Consider the following 21674-nt stretch of genomic DNA (forward strand, 5'->3'; position numbering starts at 1 on the left):
TTATTTTTTTTTAAAAAATATTGACACTAAAGAGCCCACTTTTTATACCACATTTGAAACATTAATAGATACCATATGACTGGACTATAATGAAGCTTATTTTGCTTAAATTTTTCTACTTCTTTAAGTAAGAATGTAACATTGAATAAACCCGACGCATTCAAAGCTTCTTCTGATAAATATTCATCTACCAAATAGGACAAATCTCCTCGAAGCCATGAATATATAGGCAAGCTAAAACCTGTCTTAGGTCTGTCCATCATGGCCTTCGGGACATAATCATGCACAATATCTTTCAATATTTTTTTACCAGAAACACCATCAATCTTGTATTCTAAAGGAATTTGAGCTGCATATGCAGCTAATCTATGATCCAACAGAGGTTCTCTTCCTTCTAAAGAAACTGACATAGTAGCTCTATCTACCTTTGTTAATATATCATTGGGTAAATAAGAATTAAAATCAATGCACATAGCCACCTCCAATGGATTTTGAAATCCATTAGCATCAATGATAAAACTTGATGGATAAGTGTTACACTTAATTTTAAACAGTTTATCAACATAGCCTTTGGGTTTTTCAGACATATATCTAAATAAATCCGCTGCCTGAGAGTACTCATCCTGATTAAGCACATCTAAGACACTCCCTAATTGATGCGTGAATTTCGAGCAATTAACCAAATCATTATTCATTGTAAAGGAAGCTAATTTCTTAGTCCATGTACTTTTTAAAGGACTTGGTAATTTTTCAATCTTTTTTAGAAAGCTATTAAGTTTAAAATAGGATAGATATCCTCCAAAAATCTCATCTCCTGCGTCAGCAGACAAAGCTACTGTAACTTGTTGCTTGGCCAATTTACTCACCAATATAGTAGGTATACCTGAGCTGTCGCCAAAGGGTTCGTCAAAGAAAAAGGGAAGGGTTGGAATGATCTCTTGAGCTTCTTTTGTTGAACAAAGATACTCCGTATGATCTGTCCCTAAAAATTGAGCAGTTTCTTTGGCATAAGGTGCCTCATTATTTCCCTCCTCAAATCCAATGGTGAAAGTTTTTAATGCTCTACTACTTTTTGATTGCAACAATGCTGTAACTGCTGTACTATCATAGCCACCACTCAAAAATACACCTACTGGCACATCGGCCACCATTCTATAATCAAAAGAAGATTGCATCAGTGCTTTAACTTCTTCCTTTATTTCTTGATAATCTAAATTTAATTTAGGCTTCAAGTAATAGCTTCTTAAATCCCAATATTTTGTAATGTTTACCTTTTGTGTCGCCAAATCCACTTCCAAATAATGACCTGGCATGAGTTTGCAGGTATGCTTAAAAATGGTATGAGGAGCAGCTATGTATCCATAATGGAAATAGTTTGGTAAAACTGCCTCATCTATTACTTTTTCAAATTTAGAATGAGTCATTAAGGCTTTCAATTCTGAGCCAAATAGTAAAAGATTGTTCAAGTAATAATAATAAAATGGCTTTACCCCTGCTCTATCTCTAAAGGCAACTATTTTATTATTTTTTCTATCATAAATCACAAAAGCAAACATTCCAATAAAGCGATCTACACATTTGAGGCCCCATTCATCAAAACTCTGTAAAATGACTTCTGTATCTGTTTGGGTTATAAAGCCTCTTCCCTTTCCTTGTAATTCAGACTTAATTTCTTTGTAATTATATATCTCACCATTAAAAACAATACTTAAGTGCTTGAAATGCATGGGTTGATGGCCCGCTGAACTAAGGTCTATAATACTTAGTCGCGCCTGCCCAAATCCTATCAAAGCATTTTTTTCTTCAAAAAGCTCTCCTCCTGAATCATCAGGTCCTCTATGTTGCATAGAGTTTACCATTTGATGCAGTGTTTCTTTTGAGGTATTTGATTTAAAATCTATAAAGCCTGCTATGCCGCACATATAATTATTCTTCTTTGGAGGTCATGAGATTTCCTAATTGATCTGAACTTAAGAATTCTACATCAGGATATCGTTTTACAATTTCCTTTAAAAGTATTTTTAACAAACTTAGATTACTAGTTCTATTTCCCTCATCAATAGATCCAATATAATTTACTCTATGTGAACTAATGATTGCTGGTTTACCCCAAAAAAATGAAGTTTGTATTTGCTTTAAAGCTGTATTCACAATATTGTCATCACCGCTTTCAATTTGTTCAAATCCCACATTTCTTACTAAATAGATCAATCCATCATGGCTCTTTTTGCCACAATAATTTCGATAGATTTTAAATGGCTGATTCAATGAAATAGGTTCTCTTTGAGCTCTTGAGCCTTGTATATAATTTATTCCATTGTCTCTAAATACTTTTTCTAATGGTTTAGACCATGTATAACAGGGCGCAATAATTGAACGGGACTGAAACCCCCAAATTTCTTTGAACAAACGTAATCCGTGTTCAATTGATTCCTTAATTGAATTAAAATCATCCTCAGAGTAAGTAGCCATGGCATCCAAACACTCATATCGGCATGAAAAACCTCTATTATCGTTGATGGTAAATGAGCCTTCTTTGAATGCATCTAAAAATTGAGTGTTTCTATTTCTTAAATTTCTCATCCAATTGTTTACATGCACATGTTCTCTCCCATGATACTGCGTTTGAAATAATTTATTACGTATACCTTGTTGATATAAATCAAATACTTTTTCTGATTTTTTTGACTTTTTAAGCGTTTCAGTAAATAATTCGTAATGATATCCTTCATAGTTTGAAGATAAAATTTTACCAAAATCAGGATTAGTAAGAATATTATTCAGCGTAAAGATTGCTGGATTGTAGTTTTTATCTTTTACAGATGATAACACTTCCATTAGTGCCTCTAAGTCTTCATCAGATTCCAATGAATCAAATCGATTGTAAATGGATTTATCCACCGGATAACCCTTTGCCAACAAACTTTCATAAGCACTTTTCGAAGGCATTCTTTGCATCCCCCAGTCATCACTTTCAAAGACTACAATTTTTCTGCTAGTTCTCCAACCACGTACATTAAAAAAGTGATCTTTTAATGAGGAAATTAAATTATTCACTCCAAACAACTCTTTTTATGTAATTCGTGTAACTCAAAATAATCCTCACCATTTTCTGACTGACATTGGGCATAGAGTAGTCGGCAACAGGGCGGAATGTAGTAATTGGTGATTGGTGATTAGTGATTAGTGATTCATCACTACTTTTTGCATTTCCATTACTATTGTTTCTTTCCCCTATAGATTGAAGTTCCAATTGAGCCAGCCCCTGAAGGATTCGTTCCGGATTCAACCCCACCATCATCACCGAAGCCTCTTCCATCGCTTCCGGCCTTTCATGAGCCTCACGGATGTTCAAAGCTCTGAAATTCAAAATGGAAGACTCCTCCGAAATCGTCCCACTATCCGAAAGCACAGCAAATGCGTTTATTTGCAAACAGTTATAGTCGGAGAATCCCATCGGCTTTTGCCACTGAATCAACGTATGAAGTTCTCCTACTTTTATCTTTTGCCTTTTATCTTTTGTCTTATCTTCCTCCACTTGGTTCTTCAATTCCTCGAGACGCTTTCTAGTCCTTGGATGCGTGCTCACAATAATCGGATAGCCAAACCTCTCAGCTATCTGGTTAAGAGACTCGAGGAGACCAAAGAAGTTCTTATCATTGCTGATATTTTCTTCTCGGTGGGCGGAGACGACGAAGTATTTTCCTTGTTCCAGCCCCATGCGCTCCAAAACATCACTAGCTTGAATCTTTGGCATGTAGTGGTTCAACACTTCATACATAGGAGACCCTGTTTTGATAATCCTATCTGCGGGCAAACCCTCTCTTAACAAATACTCCCTCGCGATATCGGAATAGGTCAAGTTGATATCGGAAATATGATCCACAATCTTCCTGTTGGTCTCTTCCGGTACACGCTGGTCGAAGCAACGGTTACCCGCCTCCATATGGAAGATAGGAATATGTCTCTTCTTGGCAGGTATCGCACACAAACAGGAATTCGTATCCCCCAATACCAAAAAGGCATCAGGCTTTACTTCTTCCAGAATGGGATCAATATTGATCAAAATCTGTCCCACCGTAGCCGTGGCCGTCGCCCCAGCCGCATTCAAAAAATAATCGGGCTTCCTAACACCCAAATCCTCATAGAAGACTTCATTCAGTTCATAATCATAATTCTGACCCGTATGAACAGTGATATGCTCAATCGCCGGACTGGCATCCAATGCAGCCATTACTCGGGAGAGGCGGATGATTTCGGGCCGGGTCCCGACGACGGTCATAACTCTTAATCTATTCATGGTAAAAGTTTGTTTAAGACAAAAGATAAAAGGCACAAGACAAAAGTAATTTATCCCTACACTTTTATCTTTTTACTTTTGTCTTTTATCTTGATTATTTGCTCTTGCTTTTTGAACTATCGAACCTAAAATTAACTTCAATTCTTTAGATTCCTGAATGAGTGCATTTAATTCCTCGTCGGTTTTCGATTCAATACCCTTGAGAATTCTTAACCAATAATTGGACTCTCTCATTTCACGCAAAGAAATTCTTACCTTATTTGTAAAATCTAATTTTGAGGAACCAGCTTGCGCCTCTTCATAATTAGCTCCACTAGAGGTTGAGGATTTTGTTAACTGGTATCTAATTACGTTGTATTCACTGGTCGAAGGTAATGACCGAAGGTACTTTATTGTTCGAACTGCAAAATTGAACAACCTCTCTTCCAAATCATTTCTACCTCCTTCCATATTTACAACTGTCCTTCCCTGAAATAGGTTGACCGTTTTTAACCGAGAAAAAAGATGTTAAAAACAGGAAAAAGGATTAATTCTCAGCGTAGATTTTCAGAGGAATTTAAACGTAAGTTGGTTGATGATTTTGAGAAAGGAATCATGACAGTTCAGCAAATGGAGCGACATTATGGAATTGTGAACTCAGTTATTTATCATTGGATTTATAAGTATTCGACCTATAATGAAAAAAATATCAGGATAATTGAGATGAAAGACAGTCAAACCAATAGGCTCAAAGAACTCGAAGAAAAGGTCAAAGATCTCGAGCGTACCGTTGGCCAAAAACAGATCATGATTGATTATTTGGAAAAAATGATTGATTTGGCCAAAGAAACTTACTCAATCGATATTAAAAAAAACTCCAAAACCCCACACTCTGGTGGTTCCAATCCAACAAAAGTATGATAAACCATTCGCTCAATGAACTTTATCGGACTGTTGGAGTAACCAAGCAGGCCGTTCAACAAGCCAAAAAAAGGCAGCAAGCATTCGATCTTGAAATTGCCCAACTGGTAATCCTGGCCGATGAGCTCAGGGAAGACCATCCAGGATGTGGGGTCGAAAAAATGTATTATACATTGAAACCCGAATTCATGGGAAGGGATCAATTCTGTGAAATTTTCATGGAAATGGGATATGGTATCAAAAAAATAAAAAACTACCAGAAAACCACTTACGCAGGCCTTTATTCTTATCCAAACCTTATCGAAGGTATGGCCATAAACAGACCTTTTCAGGTCATCCAAACCGATATCACTTACTTTTACCTCAATGGTGAATTCTATTATTTGGTCTTCATTATTGATGTTTATACCAGGATCATCGTGGGATATTCGGTCAACGACAACTTGCGCACAGAAGGTAATATCAAAGCTATGAAAATGGCCCTCAGTACTTTGAGATACCAGCCTTGGGGCCTGATCCACCACTCAGATAAAGGTTCCCAGTACAGTAGTAAAGAATACACCTCCTTGCTCAACAAAAACAATATCCATATCAGTATGGGAAATATCGCATGGGAAAACCCCTACGCAGAACGAATCAATGGAATCATAAAAAATGAATACCTCAAAAGGTGGATAATCAAAGATTTCAGCGACCTGAAAAGAAAAGTGGCGAAAGCTGTAGCCAACTACAACAGCATAAGACTACACAGGGGATTTAAAATGAAATACACCCCCATGGGATTTTATAAAAATATACTAAATTTAAAAGCCCAAGAAAGACCGACGGTGATTGTTTATACCGAAGGAAGAAAAAACTTCTTAGGGGCATCGAGCCCCTTCGAAGTTTGCCCAAGAGAAGAACCTCTGGCTCATGATTGCCCGATGGAAATATTTAATGAATGTTGAACCAAACGGTCAACGCTATTCAGGGAAGAACAAACTTCAAGCCTCTTTTATCTTTTGTCTTTTTACTTTTATCTTAAAAGAACCTTTTGCCTTTTTACTTGGCTCTTTGTTTATCAAAGCATCGAATTTTTCAAACTAAGGCCTCTTCCAGTAAGTCTATACTTCTGAAGGCTGCTATTGGGTTTATCTGGGATAGTCATCTCAACCAATCCAGCATCTACACTAGGTTTTAAATAGTTATAAATAAAAGTCGGTCTATGCTTAATGCTAATCTTTTCCATGATTTCTTTAATTGACATTTCATTTTCTATCATGCCAATTAATTTCTGTACTTGTTCGGTGACTTGTTCGGTGACTTGTTCGGTGACTTGTTCGGTGACTTGTTCTTTTGGAAAACTCATTCGAATGAAATTCTCTGAAAAAAAGAAGCAATCCTCGCCATAACTTTTTAATATTCGCGGAATTCCAGACCCCAATTGTTCGACAAGTTCCATGTCACTGAATATACGCATCAATTCTTTGTTTCGGGGAATTGAAATACCTGCAAAAAACTCTTCCTTATTAAGTCCCTGAGGCAATCCTCCATAAGAGGTGATTTCAAATCTATCAGAAAAAAACTCAAATTTTGGAGCAAGTTCAAAGGTATAATCATTATGAACCATCGCATTTATAACCGCTTCTCTGAGGGCTGTAGGATCCCATTGTTTTGTCTCTAATCTTTCTTTTGAGGTGATTTTTGTAAAAGTTTGATTTTCCAATTCAATTTTATCCAATACTTGCTTGGTAGATTTGATAAGCGAACAAAACCCAAACTCTTCGGATTGAATCAAGTCAACTCTATCTTTGCCCGCATACTTAGCCACTTTTACAGAGACTGTGTTATTGTCAGCCACTAAATACGCAACATAATTTAATTGATTATCCTCATTGACAAGCTCAAGAGTTCTAGTGAACTGTTTATTAAGACTCTTTTCTACGGCTTGGTAGTAGATATGTAACTGCTCAAACTTCAAATCCTTACGTGGAGATTTAATCCGTCCAATTGAATTACGGGCTCTCTTTGAAAATAAATCTTCAATCATTTTTGAAGTCATGGGCTCGGCAGCACTACCCTTTCTAATAAATGTGCCTTTTTCCGACATCCCATATTTTCTCAAGTAGTAGGGTCTCTCCTGCCCACTAGCGACAACAATTTTAATCACCGTCTTTTCTCCGTGGATTTCTTCTATTACATCAAATAACCCTAAACAAGACGGTGCAATATTGTTTTTGATTCTATCTTTAATTTGAAGTTGTAAACTATCAGAATTATCAACTCCGAGCACCTCTCCATTATTCCCCAATCCAATATAAATCACCCCTCCGCCAAGGTAATTGAGAAAAGCAACAACTTCTTTTTCAAGACTTTCATTTAATTGTTGCTTGTACTCTATCCTATTATTCTCTTGCATAAAAAAGTAATTGAAACTTAACCATTTCAAGCTTTTGTCTTAAAATCCTTAGCTCTTTTGCCTTTTTACTTGGCTCTTCTTACTTTTGCCTTTTTACTTTTTCCTTGGCTCTTTCCCCCCTTGTCTCTTACACAGTTTCAAACCAAGTATCCGGATCGCTCGCATCATACGGCTCATTGATCCAGAAAATGGTGTAAAGTGTATCTTCCCCTATGTTCTTGATATTATGTGTGTACCAAATGGGCATATCGACGTAGGCGGGTTGATCTCCGTCCAGGTAGAAGTTGTGGACTTCATCGGTGCCGATTCGGCGGAGTTGGATGAGGGCTTTGCCTTTGATGACTGCGAAGCGTTCAATTTTGCGGGTATGGAAATGGTTGCCGCGGGTGATGCCTGGAACAGTAGTAGAAAAAGATGTCTGTCCAGCAATCCCATGACGGGCGATTTCTACGAAAGCTCCACGGTTGTCCGTATGCTGAACAAATTTCCTTGGGAAGTAATTGGGGATATCCATGTAGCAACGGTAGGTGTTGAAGAGTTTCAATTCGAAGGAATTGTTCAAGATCGGGAACTCCCCACGTTCCTGATACACTTCCCGGTAATGCTTCAATAAACCCAGAATCTCCGAAACCTTGGCTGCGGCAGTATGGGGAACTTGAAGTTCATGCGTATTGTCTTCTGTTCTGATGGCCTTGATGATTTCCTCCACCAATTCCCCCACATAAATCAATTTCAATTGTCCATCCACATCTATCTTGGGTGTTTCATTGTGTGAAACTTGATGGCAGAAGGTAGCAACCACAGAATTATAGTAAGGGAGTCCAAAAGGACCAAATACATTGGGAATGACCATGCCTGTCAATCTCCCTCCTGATTGTTTCGCCCATTCTGATAATAACAGGCGCCCTTCCTTCTTGGATTTGCCGTACGGGTTTTCACGTTCTTCTTGGGTAGAAGAGGAAATGATAATATGGGCTTGGCTTTGGGTTCTTTCGAGAGCAGCAACCAACCTCTTCACCAAACCCGTATTCATTGCATAGATGACTTCAGGGTCATTATGACGGTTTAAGGCTGCCAAATGCACAATGACATCGCATTGTGTCACAAAAGTATCCAAAGCCTCCTCATCCTCAAAAAATCCGCGCTCAAAATCGATCAAGGTAAACTCCTCCTTGTACAGCTTTAACGACTGATACAAATGCCACCCCACAAACCCATTCTGACCGGTAATTCCTACTTTTTTCATTTCTAAAAAACGTCTATTTCTAATTTTTAGACTAGTTGGCTATTTAACTACTTTTGCCTTTTTACTTTTTACTTTTGCCTTAGCTAAACTTGGCTCTTTTTCCCTGCTCTGCAATCTGGCTCGTCGCTAAAATGATTCACTGAATCTTTTTTTAACGCTCCGCCCTCTTGGCTCTTCTTAATTCCTACCACTTGATCACCTCCACCGACTCCCTAAAATCATCCTCCTTAGACACCTCCAATCCAACATCCGAAAAAACCATCAACACTGACCCCTCTTCCAAAGCCTCAAATCCATTGTAGTGCCCTCCAGGTATTTCCAGAACCTTGCTTTCGGTATCTTTCAGATGATATTCCTTCTTTTCAAGGGTATCCATATTTATGGTCTTCACCAAAAAACTCCCCTTCGCTGCATAAAACCACTTGGTTTCTTTTTGATGTCCTTGCCAAGCTCTGATTACACCAAGTTTAGGCTCAATGCAATACATCCTCACTACCCTGGACATATCAAAGTCATTCACAAACCTTACCACTCCTCTCTCATCACGATGCAAATTTCCTTCGATTACCCTCATCCTGTCCTTCCCTGAAATAGGTTGACCGTTTTTAACCGAGAAAAAAGATGTTAAAAACAGGAAAAAGGATTAATTCTCAGCGTAGATTTTCAGAGGAATTTAAACGTAAGTTGGTTGATGATTTTGAGAAAGGAATCATGACAGTTCAGCAAATGGAGCGACATTATGGAATTGTGAACTCAGTTATTTATCATTGGATTTATAAGTATTCGACCTATAATGAAAAAAATATCAGGATAATTGAGATGAAAGACAGTCAAACCAATAGGCTCAAAGAACTCGAAGAAAAGGTCAAAGATCTCGAGCGTACCGTTGGCCAAAAACAGATCATGATTGATTATTTGGAAAAAATGATTGATTTGGCCAAAGAAACTTACTCAATCGATATTAAAAAAAACTCCAAAACCCCACACTCTGGTGGTTCCAATCCAACAAAAGTATGATAAACCATTCGCTCAATGAACTTTATCGGACTGTTGGAGTAACCAAGCAGGCCGTTCAACAAGCCAAAAAAAGGCAGCAAGCATTCGATCTTGAAATTGCCCAACTGGTAATCCTGGCCGATGAGCTCAGGGAAGACCATCCAGGATGTGGGGTCGAAAAAATGTATTATACATTGAAACCCGAATTCATGGGAAGGGATCAATTCTGTGAAATTTTCATGGAAATGGGATATGGTATCAAAAAAATAAAAAACTACCAGAAAACCACTTACGCAGGCCTTTATTCTTATCCAAACCTTATCGAAGGTATGGCCATAAACAGACCTTTTCAGGTCATCCAAACCGATATCACTTACTTTTACCTCAATGGTGAATTCTATTATTTGGTCTTCATTATTGATGTTTATACCAGGATCATCGTGGGATATTCGGTCAACGACAACTTGCGCACAGAAGGTAATATCAAAGCTATGAAAATGGCCCTCAGTACTTTGAGATACCAGCCTTGGGGCCTGATCCACCACTCAGATAAAGGTTCCCAGTACAGTAGTAAAGAATACACCTCCTTGCTCAACAAAAACAATATCCATATCAGTATGGGAAATATCGCATGGGAAAACCCCTACGCAGAACGAATCAATGGAATCATAAAAAATGAATACCTCAAAAGGTGGATAATCAAAGATTTCAGCGACCTGAAAAGAAAAGTGGCGAAAGCTGTAGCCAACTACAACAGCATAAGACTACACAGGGGATTTAAAATGAAATACACCCCCATGGGATTTTATAAAAATATACTAAATTTAAAAGCCCAAGAAAGACCGACGGTGATTGTTTATACCGAAGGAAGAAAAAACTTCTTAGGGGCATCGAGCCCCTTCGAAGTTTGCCCAAGAGAAGAACCTCTGGCTCATGATTGCCCGATGGAAATATTTAATGAATGTTGAACCAAACGGTCAACGCTATTCAGGGAAGAACATCCCACTTTTATCTTTTTACTTTTGCCTTGGCTCTTATATCTCCTTGGCTCTTTTTACTTTTGCCTTGGTTCTTTTTTCCTGCCCTACAACCTGGCTCGTCGCTAAAATGATTCACAGAATCATTTTTTTACGCTCCGCCCTCTTGGTTCTTATCCCTCCTTGGCTCTTATCACTTCCCTTACCACTTCCAACCCACTTATCAACCTCTTCACCCCTTCCACATCCAAGCGCTTCGTATTATGGGAATGATAATCCTCAATTCTGGAAACATCCTGCTCACCTTCTGAGAAGTACATGGCATAGTTTAGGTCACGGTTATCAGCAGGAATACGGTAAAAATCTCCCATATCCTCTGCTTTTACCATTTCCTCGCGGGTGCAAAGGGTTTCATAGAGCTTTTCCCCATGTCTGGTACCTATGATTTTGATTTCGTTGTCGGCAGCAGCCAATTCCTTGATAGCTTGGGCTAGGTCACCTATGGTTGCAGCAGGAGCCTTGTTTACAAAAAGATCTCCCGGATTGCCATGTTCGAAAGCAAACAAGACCAATTCGACCGCATCTTCCAAACTCATCAGGAATCGGGTCATATTAGGGTCTGTTACTGTCAGGGGTTGATTGTTCTTGATCTGATTGATAAACAAAGGAATCACAGAACCTCTAGATGCCATGACGTTACCGTACCGAGTCAAGCAAACAGTAGTATCCTTCAAGTTTCTAGACTCGGCAATGGCCACTTTTTCCATCATGGCTTTGGAAATACCCATCGCATTGATGGGATAAGCAGCTTTGTCAGTACTCAAACATATGATTTTCTTCACTCCATTGGATGCTGCGGCACGGATCACATTTTGGGTACCTTCTACATTCGTCTTAACTGCCTGCATGGGAAAAAACTCACAGGAAGGGACCTGCTTCAGGGCTGCTGCATGGAAAATATAATCCACTCCACGGGTAGCGGGTTCAACCGAATCAAAATCCCTCACATCACCTATATAAAACTTCAATTTAGGGCTTTTCAGAAGATTCCGCATATCATCCTGCTTCTTCTCATCTCGGGAAAAAATACGTATCTCAGAAAAATGATCCGTATGTAAAAACCGCTGCAATACCGCATTCCCAAACGACCCCGTCCCACCAGTTATCAAAAGTGTCTTATCCTGTATCATGGCTTATTAATACCTTTCTTTGTCTTTTTACTTTTATCTTTTGTCTTTTGCAATCTTGGCTCTTTTGCCTTTTTACTTGGCTCTTTTCACTTTTGCCTTGGCTCTTCCCCCACCAACTCCTCCAAAAACCCCAATAACACCCTCGCCTGCACATCTTTATTGAAATGTTCCTCCGCAACCTTCCTTCCATACGCTCCAACTCTCTTTGCAATTTCATAATCACCCAAAGCCCTTTCCATAGCCTCAGCAAAAGACTCCACCGAACCAGGTTCGGCAAAAAACACCGATTCATTATCTTTTAAATAATTCGGTATTTCCCCTACTCGGGTAGCACAAACAGGTTTGCCTGTGGCTAAGTATTCTCCCAGTTTGGTTGGAAAACCTCCCTGAGCCTGTTTGGAATCAGGTCTTGGCAAAACCAATAAGTCCGCATTACAAATGATGTTGGGAATTTGATCTCGGGAATATTCCTTCATCCAAAAAACTCGTTCTTCCAATCCAAAACCCTTGATCAACTGCAAATGAATGGGCGTATCATAGTTCCATGCCCCAACTAAATAAACTTTATGTGAAGAGAATTTGTCTTTAATGGAATTAAAAGCTTTGATCAAGTTACTTACTCCGTCCTTGGCATCATTCATTACCCCAACAAAAGCAATGTAAGGCGATTGAAATTCTGGAAGTGGCACTTTTGGACTTTGAAACCTCTCCAAATCCACTGTCATAGGAAGATGCAACAGTTTAGGTAAGGGTTTTGGAAATCCTTGGTAATGCTTCACCAAGGTTTGGGTCATCAAGGCCATGCCATCATAGGCAAAGAAAGCTTTTCTCTCAAACAAGCGTTGTTTAGCATCCCCTTGCCATCGTTGAAGAAAATTACCCTTATTGTATCGGTGAATGTCAAGAAATTCACTCATTTCAATAAAAAGCTTTGCGTGAGTATTTTGCTTTTTAAAAGCTACTGCAAATTTAAAACTCAAGGGTGATGCATCTGTCCAAATGACTCCTTTCTCATGTTTGAGACGTTTTTGTAACTCCCTTATCACTTGGCCATTTCGAATGGCCTGGCCGATATAATTATGAAAACGAACTTTCCAATAGCCTTGAACTAGGATGGGGAGTACATACTCATAGCTTACGTTCTTATGTTTGCCTTTAACTCCAAATTTGGCTTTTTCTTCAGCACTGGTGTAGCCTCCACAGATCAATAAATGGATTTTCCCACCTAAAGAAGCAACCCCCTCTATCAAAGTTAGCCAACGGTTGGCGCTAGCGGAGGATTGGTTATAAGGATTCTGAAATATTAAAATTTTAATCAATTTTGAGTCATTATTTTGATCAAAAAAGTCAAAAAGAATATAAATTTAGTTTTATCTCTTCATTAAACTTAAATATATCTCTTCTACCTTTGCTGTATTTACTTCTGGAGAATAAACTTCTTCTGCTTTCCTTCTTCCATTTTCTCCCAATTTCCTTCCTAATTCAGGATTCATTGCTAAATAGTTTATTGCTTCTGCTAATTTTTTGGGATTATTTTTTTCAAACAACAACCCATTGATACCCTGGTCAATGATTTCATTCATCCCTTCCACATTACTGCCAATAACAGGTTTACCATAAGCAAAGGCCTCCATAGCTGGTCGAGAAAAATGTTCTACAGTAAAAGGTGTAATCAAAATATCACAAGCATCAATGTAGGGATAGGGGTCTTTTAAAAGGCCAAGAATTTCTGCGTTTTTTGCTTTTGAAAGTTTAATAATTGGCAAGTATGAGGACCTGTAAACAGTTAACTTTAAAAGATTTTTTAATCTTTCTTTAAATGATTTAGGTTTGTTCCACGAATTAAGACTGCCCGCAAATTGAATTTTAATGTTATCGTTTAAATATGATAAACTATCCACAGCAGTTCCAATCCCTTTGAATCTAGAACTTCCTCCCAGATACAAAGCCTTTATTTGAGGCGCTGAAAATGGTGAGTTGTATTGATCCGGAAGTTGAACAAAATTGTAAATTACCTCTGTTTTATCTTCTAATCCCAATCTTTTTCGATTATCATAGCTTATACTAATTATTCTATCAGTATGATTTTTTAGAAAATATTTTAGAACTGATTTTCTCAATCCAAGCATACCGGTAGCAATCGGATCCCTATTATGACAAACTACTTTAAAATTTAATTTTTTTGCGGCAAATGCCCAGCTTGAGAGAACATCTGAATTCAAATGAATAATATGAAAAGATTTATTTCCCTTTAAATAGCTTGGGGCAATATTGTAAGCAACATTTAACCAATTTGGAATGGAAAATAAATGTTTTAAAAATGAATTTTTACCTTTCGAATGATGGCCAAAAAACTTTTGCTTAACATCTAATATTTCAACATCAAAATTATTTTCTCTGTAAATTTCCGCCATTTCATCATTAGTGAAAAAAAGAACTTTAATATAATATTTTGATCTATCGAGTTTTTTAACCAAGTTAAGTAAACTAATAGGTGCACCGCCAATTCCAGAACCATGGTGCACATACAAAATTTTTATTTTTTTCATTCCGAATTACTCTCAAATGCTGTACTAAAATTAAATCCATAAAATACTCCAGATATCGAAATCATACCAATGGAGAAAGTACCCATCAATGGATACTGGCCAACCAAAGAACCGACAATTGCAGAACCTAAAGTTCCAGCTGCCAAAAAAAATAAAGCTATATGCCCATTATTCGATTTGAACATAAATTTCCCTGGACCTAGTACTAAGTAAAACATAAAAGCCACAAAAATTGATACCCCGATAAGAAATCCAAAATTTCGGATAAGCTCCAGCAACAAATTATGAATAGGCAATTCATTATCTTCGATTGTGCCTCCACTAAGTGTTTGCATAGAATATTTTAAGGGTTCTAAAGGAGGAAAAAAAAAGTATTCAGTTTCTTCCTTCAGCATATCCCACGCACCGGCCCAAATCGGGGCACGATCTCCAAAAGATTTAAAATAGATTTTTTCTTTAAAGGTCTCCCAAGATTCATAGTATGACCTTTCATCGTAGCTAATATTTTGAGCATTCAATGAATTGATAGCTGTATCAGTATTCGAGATAATGAGAAAGACAACAACTAAAAATAAAACTACCACTTTCCATCCTGTCAAAATTGACAAAGAGAATTGTCTATTTGATGCCTTCAAATAAATTACCAAAAGACCAACAATTCCAGAAAACAAAACAGTGAATTTGGGAGAAAAATGAATCATTAAAAATAAAACACTTAATGTAAAAACGCCTTTATCAATCCTTTTATTCCTGATAATTAGGTAAATCGAACTTAAAAATATTGTCAGAAATACCGGATAGCTTAACCAAAAAACCCTAACAGAAAAATCAATTATTTGAAAAGTACTGAATAGTGGTAAAATAAACAAAGCCAAAAGAATCCCCCACAAACTATAATTGCCGAATTTCTTGTAGCATAACACACCATAAAAAAACGGAAACAAGCCTAAATAATAATCCAAAGGAACCAATGTCCCAATTAGACCTTCACCTAATTCAAATACTCTTTGATACGTCAAATAAAGAAGAAAAGGCAAAGGCAGTAAGGAAAAAAAAAGTGTTTTACCTAGTCCATATTTTTTTAAGACAGGAACAGAAAACAAGGTAATAACAAAAGTTGAAATCAAAACAGCAAAAGCAATTGTAGTACCAGGCGTTACATATGCTATCAAAGCTGGAATAAAAATTGGATTCTTTGTAAAGACAAGATAAAATACATAGGGAGCAAATGCCAGTTTAACAATCTCAGGTAGGGATTGTTGAAATGGTAGAATACTAATTGCTATTAGAAAATGAAGGAAGCCTTTGGATAATAAAAATTGCTTCATTTATATCTAGTATATTTCATTTTTATAATATCCGTTACTAAAAGGTAAAGAAATCCCTGCATTGAAAAATAAATATTTTTTATAATTGATGACTTTTTACTCTTTATCTCATCTCTATGTTTAATTGGTGAAACTATCAATCTTATGAAAGAAAAAAAACCCAGAAAAATATAATAATGAGCTCCAAGATATCTAAGCCTTTCTTTTGAAAAGGTTTTGTATTTATTCCGAGTACTCTCGAATGGATGGACTACTAAATAAATTGGAGAAAAGTATAAACAAAACCCTTTTTTTATCATTCCATGTATAAAAAGGTTCTCCTCACCTCCTATCAAAAACGATCCAGCTCCAAATCTTTCATCAAAGTATGCTCTATTTTTGTTAATTGAGGATGATCTGAAAGTCATTTCAATAATACTTGGTTTCGGACCTTCATAATCATCAATACTTTTAATTTTCTTTTTACTCTTTAAGTAGTTCTTAAAAGGAGGTTCTCCTAACAAAGTTTTTATTTTGAAAGAAATAAAATCAGCATCCTTATTATGACTATATGCTTGAAAAATATTATCAAAAGCATCAGACAAAATTTTTACATCATCATCAAGTATCCAGATAATATTGCCTAGCGGTACCTTTTTTATGGCAAAATTCCGACTTTTACTTACGCCTTTATTTTGAAGTTGATAATACTCAACATCACTACGATTTAAAAAATCTAGTTTATAATCTTTTTTTGATGTATTTCCAATTTGATGAGCTACAATATATTTGACATCTTTTCTTGGGTCAAGAATTACATTTGCCAAATTGAAAATCCTGTCACCATATGTAGAAATACATACATATAAATTCATTTAAATATCAATTAACTTTTAATTGGATTTTATTTCTTTCCAGAAAATGAAACCATAATTTTTCAAAAATTAACCAAATAGCTGAAGTAACAATAAGAACAACTATAGGAAGGGTAAAGGATGATATTTGAATTTTTTCTACTAACACGTAATTAAAAACAAACAAACCAAGTCCAACGACAATGTATTTAAAGATACATGCAATGAAATAATTATAGTTTTTAATAAATACGTATTTACTTAAGACCTAAAATCCGCAGGATTTTAGTTTGGAGATTTGAATCTGCTTGTTTGTGTTCATTTTTGGTCTAGTTCGGGAATTTCTTCCCTTTGATTGAAGAGTGTTCATAGTTTTGAGACAATGGATTTTAGGTTTGAGGATAAAATGGACGGTTTTTTTCCTCAATTTTAATGGAAAAGGCATACCTCTTCCCTGTAAATCTTTATTTTTTGAGCTCCTGAGGGGTTTTTATCTGAATTTAGTTCAAAATCGGCTTGTAATCCTTACTCGTGAACAGTTTGAGCACTTCTCTTCTTCCCGTTCTTATCCACTTGGCTGAAACAGTGATAAATCTGAAGATAAACTTCTTGAGCCTGTCGGTAGGCTTAAGCCAATCAACTTTTCTGGAATACTCTCCAATGATATAGGTGTAAAAATTGGCATACATAGCCGTCATAAGCATAAAGGAGGTATTCTCTGCAAGGAACGAACAGGGCAACTTAGACCAGCCAAAGTCATTGTTGAGTACATCAAACAAGCGTTCGCTTGCACCCCGGGCGTTATAAAACCTTACAACAGCTTCATTGGACGATGTATGTTCATTGGTCAGAATAGCCCTGTAAGTAAATGCATCTCCACTAAACACATCTGCCTGCCCGTCTTTACGCCTGATTCTGGTAATGACCAGCCTGTAAGACCTGTCTTTACCGAAAGGTTTGTAGTCGGATAGGTCAGTAACTTCCATTTCCTGTACACCCAAACGTATTTTCTGCCACTTCTCAGGGGCTATACTTCCAAGGATATTATCCAGTTTGGCACATCTGTTTGCCCGTATATAAAAGCTTTCGGTATGTGCTTCCAGTGTGCGGAGAACTTCTTCCTGATAGGATGCTGAATCGGCTCTGAACCTTCCGATACGGATATTTTCATTGGTAAGCTGCCCAAACATGCGTGTAAGTGTATCAGCCTGCAAATATTTGGCCTGACTGTTGCCATTTCTGCCCTCTACGTACACAGGAATGGCCTGTGAAAATTCAGGATGTGCTATGGAAGCTACACCTGGCTGATATCCATAGACGTGTTTATATGTCTTTTTTGAATCGTACTTTTCAGTTGGAATGACGGTGTTGTCATAATCGAGGTCGTAAGCAACACCTGACTTGAGTAATCCGGTCTTACAAGCTGATTTTAACAACAAGCTGTTGAGTTTTCCATTGATATTAAATTCATGGCTTACTCCACTGGACGGATTTATAAAGAGTTCTGTATCAACAGCAAGCTCTTTGATACCTCTCAGAATTGTATCGGCACTGCATACTGAAAATGAAGGGACCTGTTCAAGTGCGTCTCTCAAGTGAACATTGATATCTTCAGTACAGTCGCCACCATTAAAGAAAATAGCCATATGATTGGCGAAAATGTCACTGTATGAAAACCCTCCCCTTAAGGCTCTAACCCCCAATTGATTATCAATGAGTTCTGGGAGACCAGAATTTTTGAAAGAGTTAAAAACAAAATTAAAACCTCCGAAAGGTGTGATTTTTTCTGTCGAATTCGTAATTTTCATACCGCTTATCAAGGATGTGTGGTAACACCTAAATAAGTGAAAAAAAAACGAGCCGGAAAAGCCTGAATTGAATAAATTCAGCCACTTTTTCGGCTTTTTTTAAATCCGCCCTGCGGATTTAAGGTAAGAAATAAAAAGCTTGAAATAAATTGATTAAAAAACCAATAACGAGAAACATTGCAATGTACTTAATTGAAGAAAAATAAACTCCAATTAAAATTGCAGTTACCAAAACTAAAGATGAAATCAAACCATTAGCAAAAAGCCATTTAGCCTTATTGTTGATCTGGAAAAACGCCCCAGTACTGGATAAAATCATCTGAATCCAGACTGACAAAGTAAGCCATTTAAATGGAGCAATAGTCTCTAACCATTGTTTCCCATAAAGAATTAAGACGATAGGTTCTGCCGAAAAAAATAAAAATATTGAAATGGGCACTCCAAAAAATGCCATCATTTCAATAAGTTTTTTATGAACATCAAAAACTTTCTCAGGAGTGATTTCAGGCGATGATAGAACGGGATGCAAAACAGGCGTAATCACAACAGTTATATTATCCAGAGGCATGCGCATCAGCGTATAAGCTTTTTCATAATATCCTAAAGCTGCCACACCAATGTATTTACCAATCAAAATATTATCAAGATTTCTTGAAAAGTAGTTAACAAAATTGAATAGGAAATTATAAGAAGAATATTTTAACATCTTTCCAATTCCGCGAAAGTCAAAGTTAAAATTGAATGGCAGCTTAGTGATCCAATAAAATAATATAAAATTAAAAACACCAGAAAATACTGACCTATATACCAAAGACCAAAACCCAAAACCTTTCCATGCTAAAATAATCGCAAAAACTCCAGAAAATACATTTACAACAATAGAAACATAAGCTATTTCTTTAAATCGATTATCTCTTCTTAAAATACCATTATAAACTACCTGAATTGTTGCAAAAAATAAAGTAATGGATGAAAATAAGCCTATTTCTACATAAACTGGATTCTCATAAAATTCTGCAATTAAAAATGAAGCTAAATAAAAAACTAGTGCAAGTATTAAAGCTGAAAATACCGTAAGCGTATTAATTGCCTGAATTTGCTTGATGGATAATTCTTTGAACTGAACTATTCCAGAGCTTATTCCAAAATCCGAAAACATGGAAAAAAAAGTATAAAACACCGTAATTACCGCAACTATTCCATACTCTTCAGGAGAAAGCAATCTTGCAAGTACGGCACCGATTATAAGACTAAATAACAGGTTTAAATATTTAGAAAATGCCGTGTACTTTATTGCTAAAAAAAACCTTTCTTTCAATTTTCTTTACTTTTGAAATGCTTTAACTGAAAATAGTTAACCCTTAATATCAGCAGAAAAAAACCAATAATTTCCGAGAACCCAGCTCAAAAAAATATTGTACCTTAAATCCGCAGGGCGGATTTAAAAAAAGCCGAAAAAGTGGCTGAATTTATTCAATTCAGGCTTTTCCGGCTCGTTTTTTTTTCACTTATTTAGGTGTTACCACACATCCTTGATAAGCGGTATGAAAATTACGAATTCGACAGAAAAAATCACACCTTTCGGAGGTTTTAATTTTGTTTTTAACTCTTTCAAAAATTCTGGTCTCCCAGAACTCATTGATAATCAATTGGGGGTTAGAGCCTTAAGGGGAGGGTTTTCATACAGTGACATTTTCGCCAATCATATGGCTATTTTCTTTAATGGTGGCGACTGTACTGAAGATATCAATGTTCACTTGAGAGACGCACTTGAACAGGTCCCTTCATTTTCAGTATGCAGTGCCGATACAATTCTGAGAGGTATCAAAGAGCTTGCTGTTGATACAGAACTCTTTATAAATCCGTCCAGTGGAGTAAGCCATGAATTTAATATCAATGGAAAACTCAACAGCTTGTTGTTAAAATCAGCTTGTAAGACCGGATTACTCAAGTCAGGTGTTGCTTACGACCTCGATTATGACAACACCGTCATTCCAACTGAAAAGTACGATTCAAAAAAGACATATAAACACGTCTATGGATATCAGCCAGGTGTAGCTTCCATAGCACATCCTGAATTTTCACAGGCCATTCCTGTGTACGTAGAGGGCAGAAATGGCAACAGTCAGGCCAAATATTTGCAGGCTGATACACTTACACGCATGTTTGGGCAGCTTACCAATGAAAATATCCGTATCGGAAGGTTCAGAGCCGATTCAGCATCCTATCAGGAAGAAGTTCTCCGCACACTGGAAGCACATACCGAAAGCTTTTATATACGGGCAAACAGATGTGCCAAACTGGATAATATCCTTGGAAGTATAGCCCCTGAGAAGTGGCAGAAAATACGTTTGGGTGTACAGGAAATGGAAGTTACTGACCTATCCGACTACAAACCTTTCGGTAAAGACAGGTCTTACAGGCTGGTCATTACCAGAATCAGGCGTAAAGACGGGCAGGCAGATGTGTTTAGTGGAGATGCATTTACTTACAGGGCTATTCTGACCAATGAACATACATCGTCCAATGAAGCTGTTGTAAGGTTTTATAACGCCCGGGGTGCAAGCGAACGCTTGTTTGATGTACTCAACAATGACTTTGGCTGGTCTAAGTTGCCCTGTTCGTTCCTTGCAGAGAATACCTCCTTTATGCTTATGACGGCTATGTATGCCAATTTTTACACCTATATCATTGGAGAGTATTCCAGAAAAGTTGATTGGCTTAAGCCTACCGACAGGCTCAAGAAGTTTATCTTCAGATTTATCACTGTTTCAGCCAAGTGGATAAGAACGGGAAGAAGAGAAGTGCTCAAACTGTTCACGAGTAAGGATTACAAGCCGATTTTGAACTAAATTCAGATAAAAACCCCTCAGGAGCTCAAAAAATAAAGATTTACAGGGAAGAGGTATGCCTTTTCCATTAAAATTGAGGAAAAAAAACCGTCCATTTTATCCTCAAACCTAAAATCCATTGTCTCAAAACTATGAACACTCTTCAATCAAAGGGAAGAAATTCCCGAACTAGACCAAAAATGAACACAAACAAGCAGATTCAAATCTCCAAACTAAAATCCTGCGGATTTTAGGTTGTATATTATTCTTAAATCTCTCCTCAAGCTGCACCTTAGGTTCCCAGCCTAATTCTTTCTT

The 21674-nt window shown here is 37.0% G+C and carries 19 protein-coding genes; 5 read left to right on the top strand and 14 right to left on the bottom strand.

Features of this window, described 5'->3' with window-relative positions:
• Positions 1-26: 26 nt before the first annotated feature.
• From asnB to BC751_RS20035, 4 genes are all read right to left on the bottom strand, one after another.
• A complete protein-coding gene (gene asnB / locus BC751_RS20020; protein WP_130277156.1) occupies positions 27-1922 on the bottom strand; it encodes an asparagine synthase (glutamine-hydrolyzing) in 1896 nt (631 codons plus the stop codon).
• Between the two features lie 4 nt (positions 1923-1926).
• Complete coding sequence (locus BC751_RS20025) at positions 1927-3057, bottom strand: polysaccharide deacetylase family protein (RefSeq protein ID WP_130277157.1); 1131 nt, start codon at positions 3055-3057, stop codon at positions 1927-1929.
• On the bottom strand, positions 3050-4300 hold the full coding sequence (gene wecB / locus BC751_RS20030; protein WP_130277158.1) for a non-hydrolyzing UDP-N-acetylglucosamine 2-epimerase: 1251 nt from the start codon (positions 4298-4300) through the stop codon (positions 3050-3052). The genes BC751_RS20025 and wecB overlap by 8 nt, the downstream gene beginning before the upstream one ends.
• A gap of 72 nt (positions 4301-4372) precedes the next feature.
• A complete protein-coding gene (locus BC751_RS20035; protein ID WP_130277159.1) occupies positions 4373-4750 on the bottom strand; it encodes a four helix bundle protein in 378 nt (125 codons plus the stop codon).
• A 54-nt stretch (positions 4751-4804) separates the two neighbouring features.
• On the opposite strand from BC751_RS20035, the gene BC751_RS20040 reads away from it, so the two are divergent.
• Positions 4805-5200 (top strand): transposase, encoded by a 396-nt coding sequence (locus BC751_RS20040; protein WP_130273830.1) that lies wholly within the window; start codon positions 4805-4807, stop codon positions 5198-5200.
• Positions 5197-6147, top strand: coding sequence for an IS3 family transposase (locus tag BC751_RS20045; RefSeq protein ID WP_242617320.1), 951 nt, complete (start codon positions 5197-5199; stop codon positions 6145-6147). Before BC751_RS20040 ends, BC751_RS20045 begins: the two co-directional genes overlap by 4 nt.
• Before the next feature lie 113 nt (positions 6148-6260).
• Here BC751_RS20045 and BC751_RS20050 read toward each other — a convergent pair whose 3' ends face one another.
• The 3 genes from BC751_RS20050 to BC751_RS20060 form a co-directional block, all read right to left on the bottom strand.
• On the bottom strand, positions 6261-7598 hold the full coding sequence (locus BC751_RS20050; protein ID WP_130277160.1) for a Fic family protein: 1338 nt from the start codon (positions 7596-7598) through the stop codon (positions 6261-6263).
• Between the two features lie 127 nt (positions 7599-7725).
• Positions 7726-8844, bottom strand: a complete 1119-nt coding sequence (locus BC751_RS20055; RefSeq protein ID WP_130277161.1) for a polysaccharide biosynthesis C-terminal domain-containing protein — start codon at positions 8842-8844, stop codon at positions 7726-7728.
• Positions 8845-9028: 184 nt separating this feature from the next.
• Positions 9029-9418 carry a WxcM-like domain-containing protein gene (locus tag BC751_RS20060; RefSeq protein WP_130277162.1) on the bottom strand — a complete coding sequence of 130 codons (390 nt, stop codon included), beginning with the start codon at positions 9416-9418 and terminating at the stop codon, positions 9029-9031.
• Between the two features lie 47 nt (positions 9419-9465).
• Here BC751_RS20060 and BC751_RS20065 point away from each other — a divergent pair, with 47 nt between their 5' ends.
• Together BC751_RS20065 and BC751_RS20070 are read left to right on the top strand one after the other, a co-directional pair.
• Positions 9466-9861: a transposase gene (locus BC751_RS20065; protein WP_130273830.1), complete on the top strand. Its 396-nt coding sequence runs from the start codon at positions 9466-9468 to the stop codon at positions 9859-9861.
• Positions 9858-10808, top strand: a complete 951-nt coding sequence (locus tag BC751_RS20070) for an IS3 family transposase (RefSeq protein ID WP_242617320.1) — start codon at positions 9858-9860, stop codon at positions 10806-10808. The genes BC751_RS20065 and BC751_RS20070 overlap by 4 nt, the downstream gene beginning before the upstream one ends.
• A gap of 182 nt (positions 10809-10990) precedes the next feature.
• On the opposite strand, the gene BC751_RS20075 is transcribed toward BC751_RS20070, so the two are convergent.
• The 7 genes from BC751_RS20075 to BC751_RS20105 all read right to left on the bottom strand — a co-directional run bounded on the left by BC751_RS20075 (position 10991) and on the right by BC751_RS20105 (position 19843).
• The gene (locus BC751_RS20075) at positions 10991-12007 is read right to left on the bottom strand and encodes a polysaccharide biosynthesis protein (RefSeq protein ID WP_130277163.1); all 1017 of its coding nucleotides are present in this window, start codon (positions 12005-12007) and stop codon (positions 10991-10993) included.
• An 86-nt stretch (positions 12008-12093) separates the two neighbouring features.
• Complete coding sequence (locus tag BC751_RS20080; protein ID WP_130277164.1) at positions 12094-13326, bottom strand: glycosyltransferase family 4 protein; 1233 nt, start codon at positions 13324-13326, stop codon at positions 12094-12096.
• A gap of 51 nt (positions 13327-13377) precedes the next feature.
• Positions 13378-14556 carry a glycosyltransferase family 4 protein gene (locus tag BC751_RS20085; protein ID WP_130277165.1) on the bottom strand — a complete coding sequence of 393 codons (1179 nt, stop codon included), beginning with the start codon at positions 14554-14556 and terminating at the stop codon, positions 13378-13380.
• Complete coding sequence (locus tag BC751_RS20090) at positions 14553-15884, bottom strand: hypothetical protein (protein WP_130277166.1); 1332 nt, start codon at positions 15882-15884, stop codon at positions 14553-14555. Before BC751_RS20090 ends, BC751_RS20085 begins: the two co-directional genes overlap by 4 nt.
• Positions 15881-16738: a glycosyltransferase family 2 protein gene (locus BC751_RS20095; RefSeq protein WP_130277167.1), complete on the bottom strand. Its 858-nt coding sequence runs from the start codon at positions 16736-16738 to the stop codon at positions 15881-15883. Before BC751_RS20095 ends, BC751_RS20090 begins: the two co-directional genes overlap by 4 nt.
• Before the next feature lie 479 nt (positions 16739-17217).
• On the bottom strand, positions 17218-18525 hold the full coding sequence (locus BC751_RS20100; RefSeq protein WP_130273823.1) for an IS1380 family transposase: 1308 nt from the start codon (positions 18523-18525) through the stop codon (positions 17218-17220).
• A 118-nt stretch (positions 18526-18643) separates the two neighbouring features.
• Positions 18644-19843, bottom strand: coding sequence for a lipopolysaccharide biosynthesis protein (locus tag BC751_RS20105; RefSeq protein ID WP_130277168.1), 1200 nt, complete (start codon positions 19841-19843; stop codon positions 18644-18646).
• A 226-nt stretch (positions 19844-20069) separates the two neighbouring features.
• On the opposite strand from BC751_RS20105, the gene BC751_RS20110 reads away from it, so the two are divergent.
• On the top strand, positions 20070-21377 hold the full coding sequence (locus BC751_RS20110) for an IS1380 family transposase (protein ID WP_130273823.1): 1308 nt from the start codon (positions 20070-20072) through the stop codon (positions 21375-21377).
• The last annotated feature ends 297 nt before the right edge of the window (positions 21378-21674 follow it).

This window comes from Cecembia calidifontis, from assembly GCF_004216715.1.
Classification (GTDB): Bacteria; Bacteroidota; Bacteroidia; order Cytophagales; family Cyclobacteriaceae; genus Cecembia_A; species Cecembia_A calidifontis.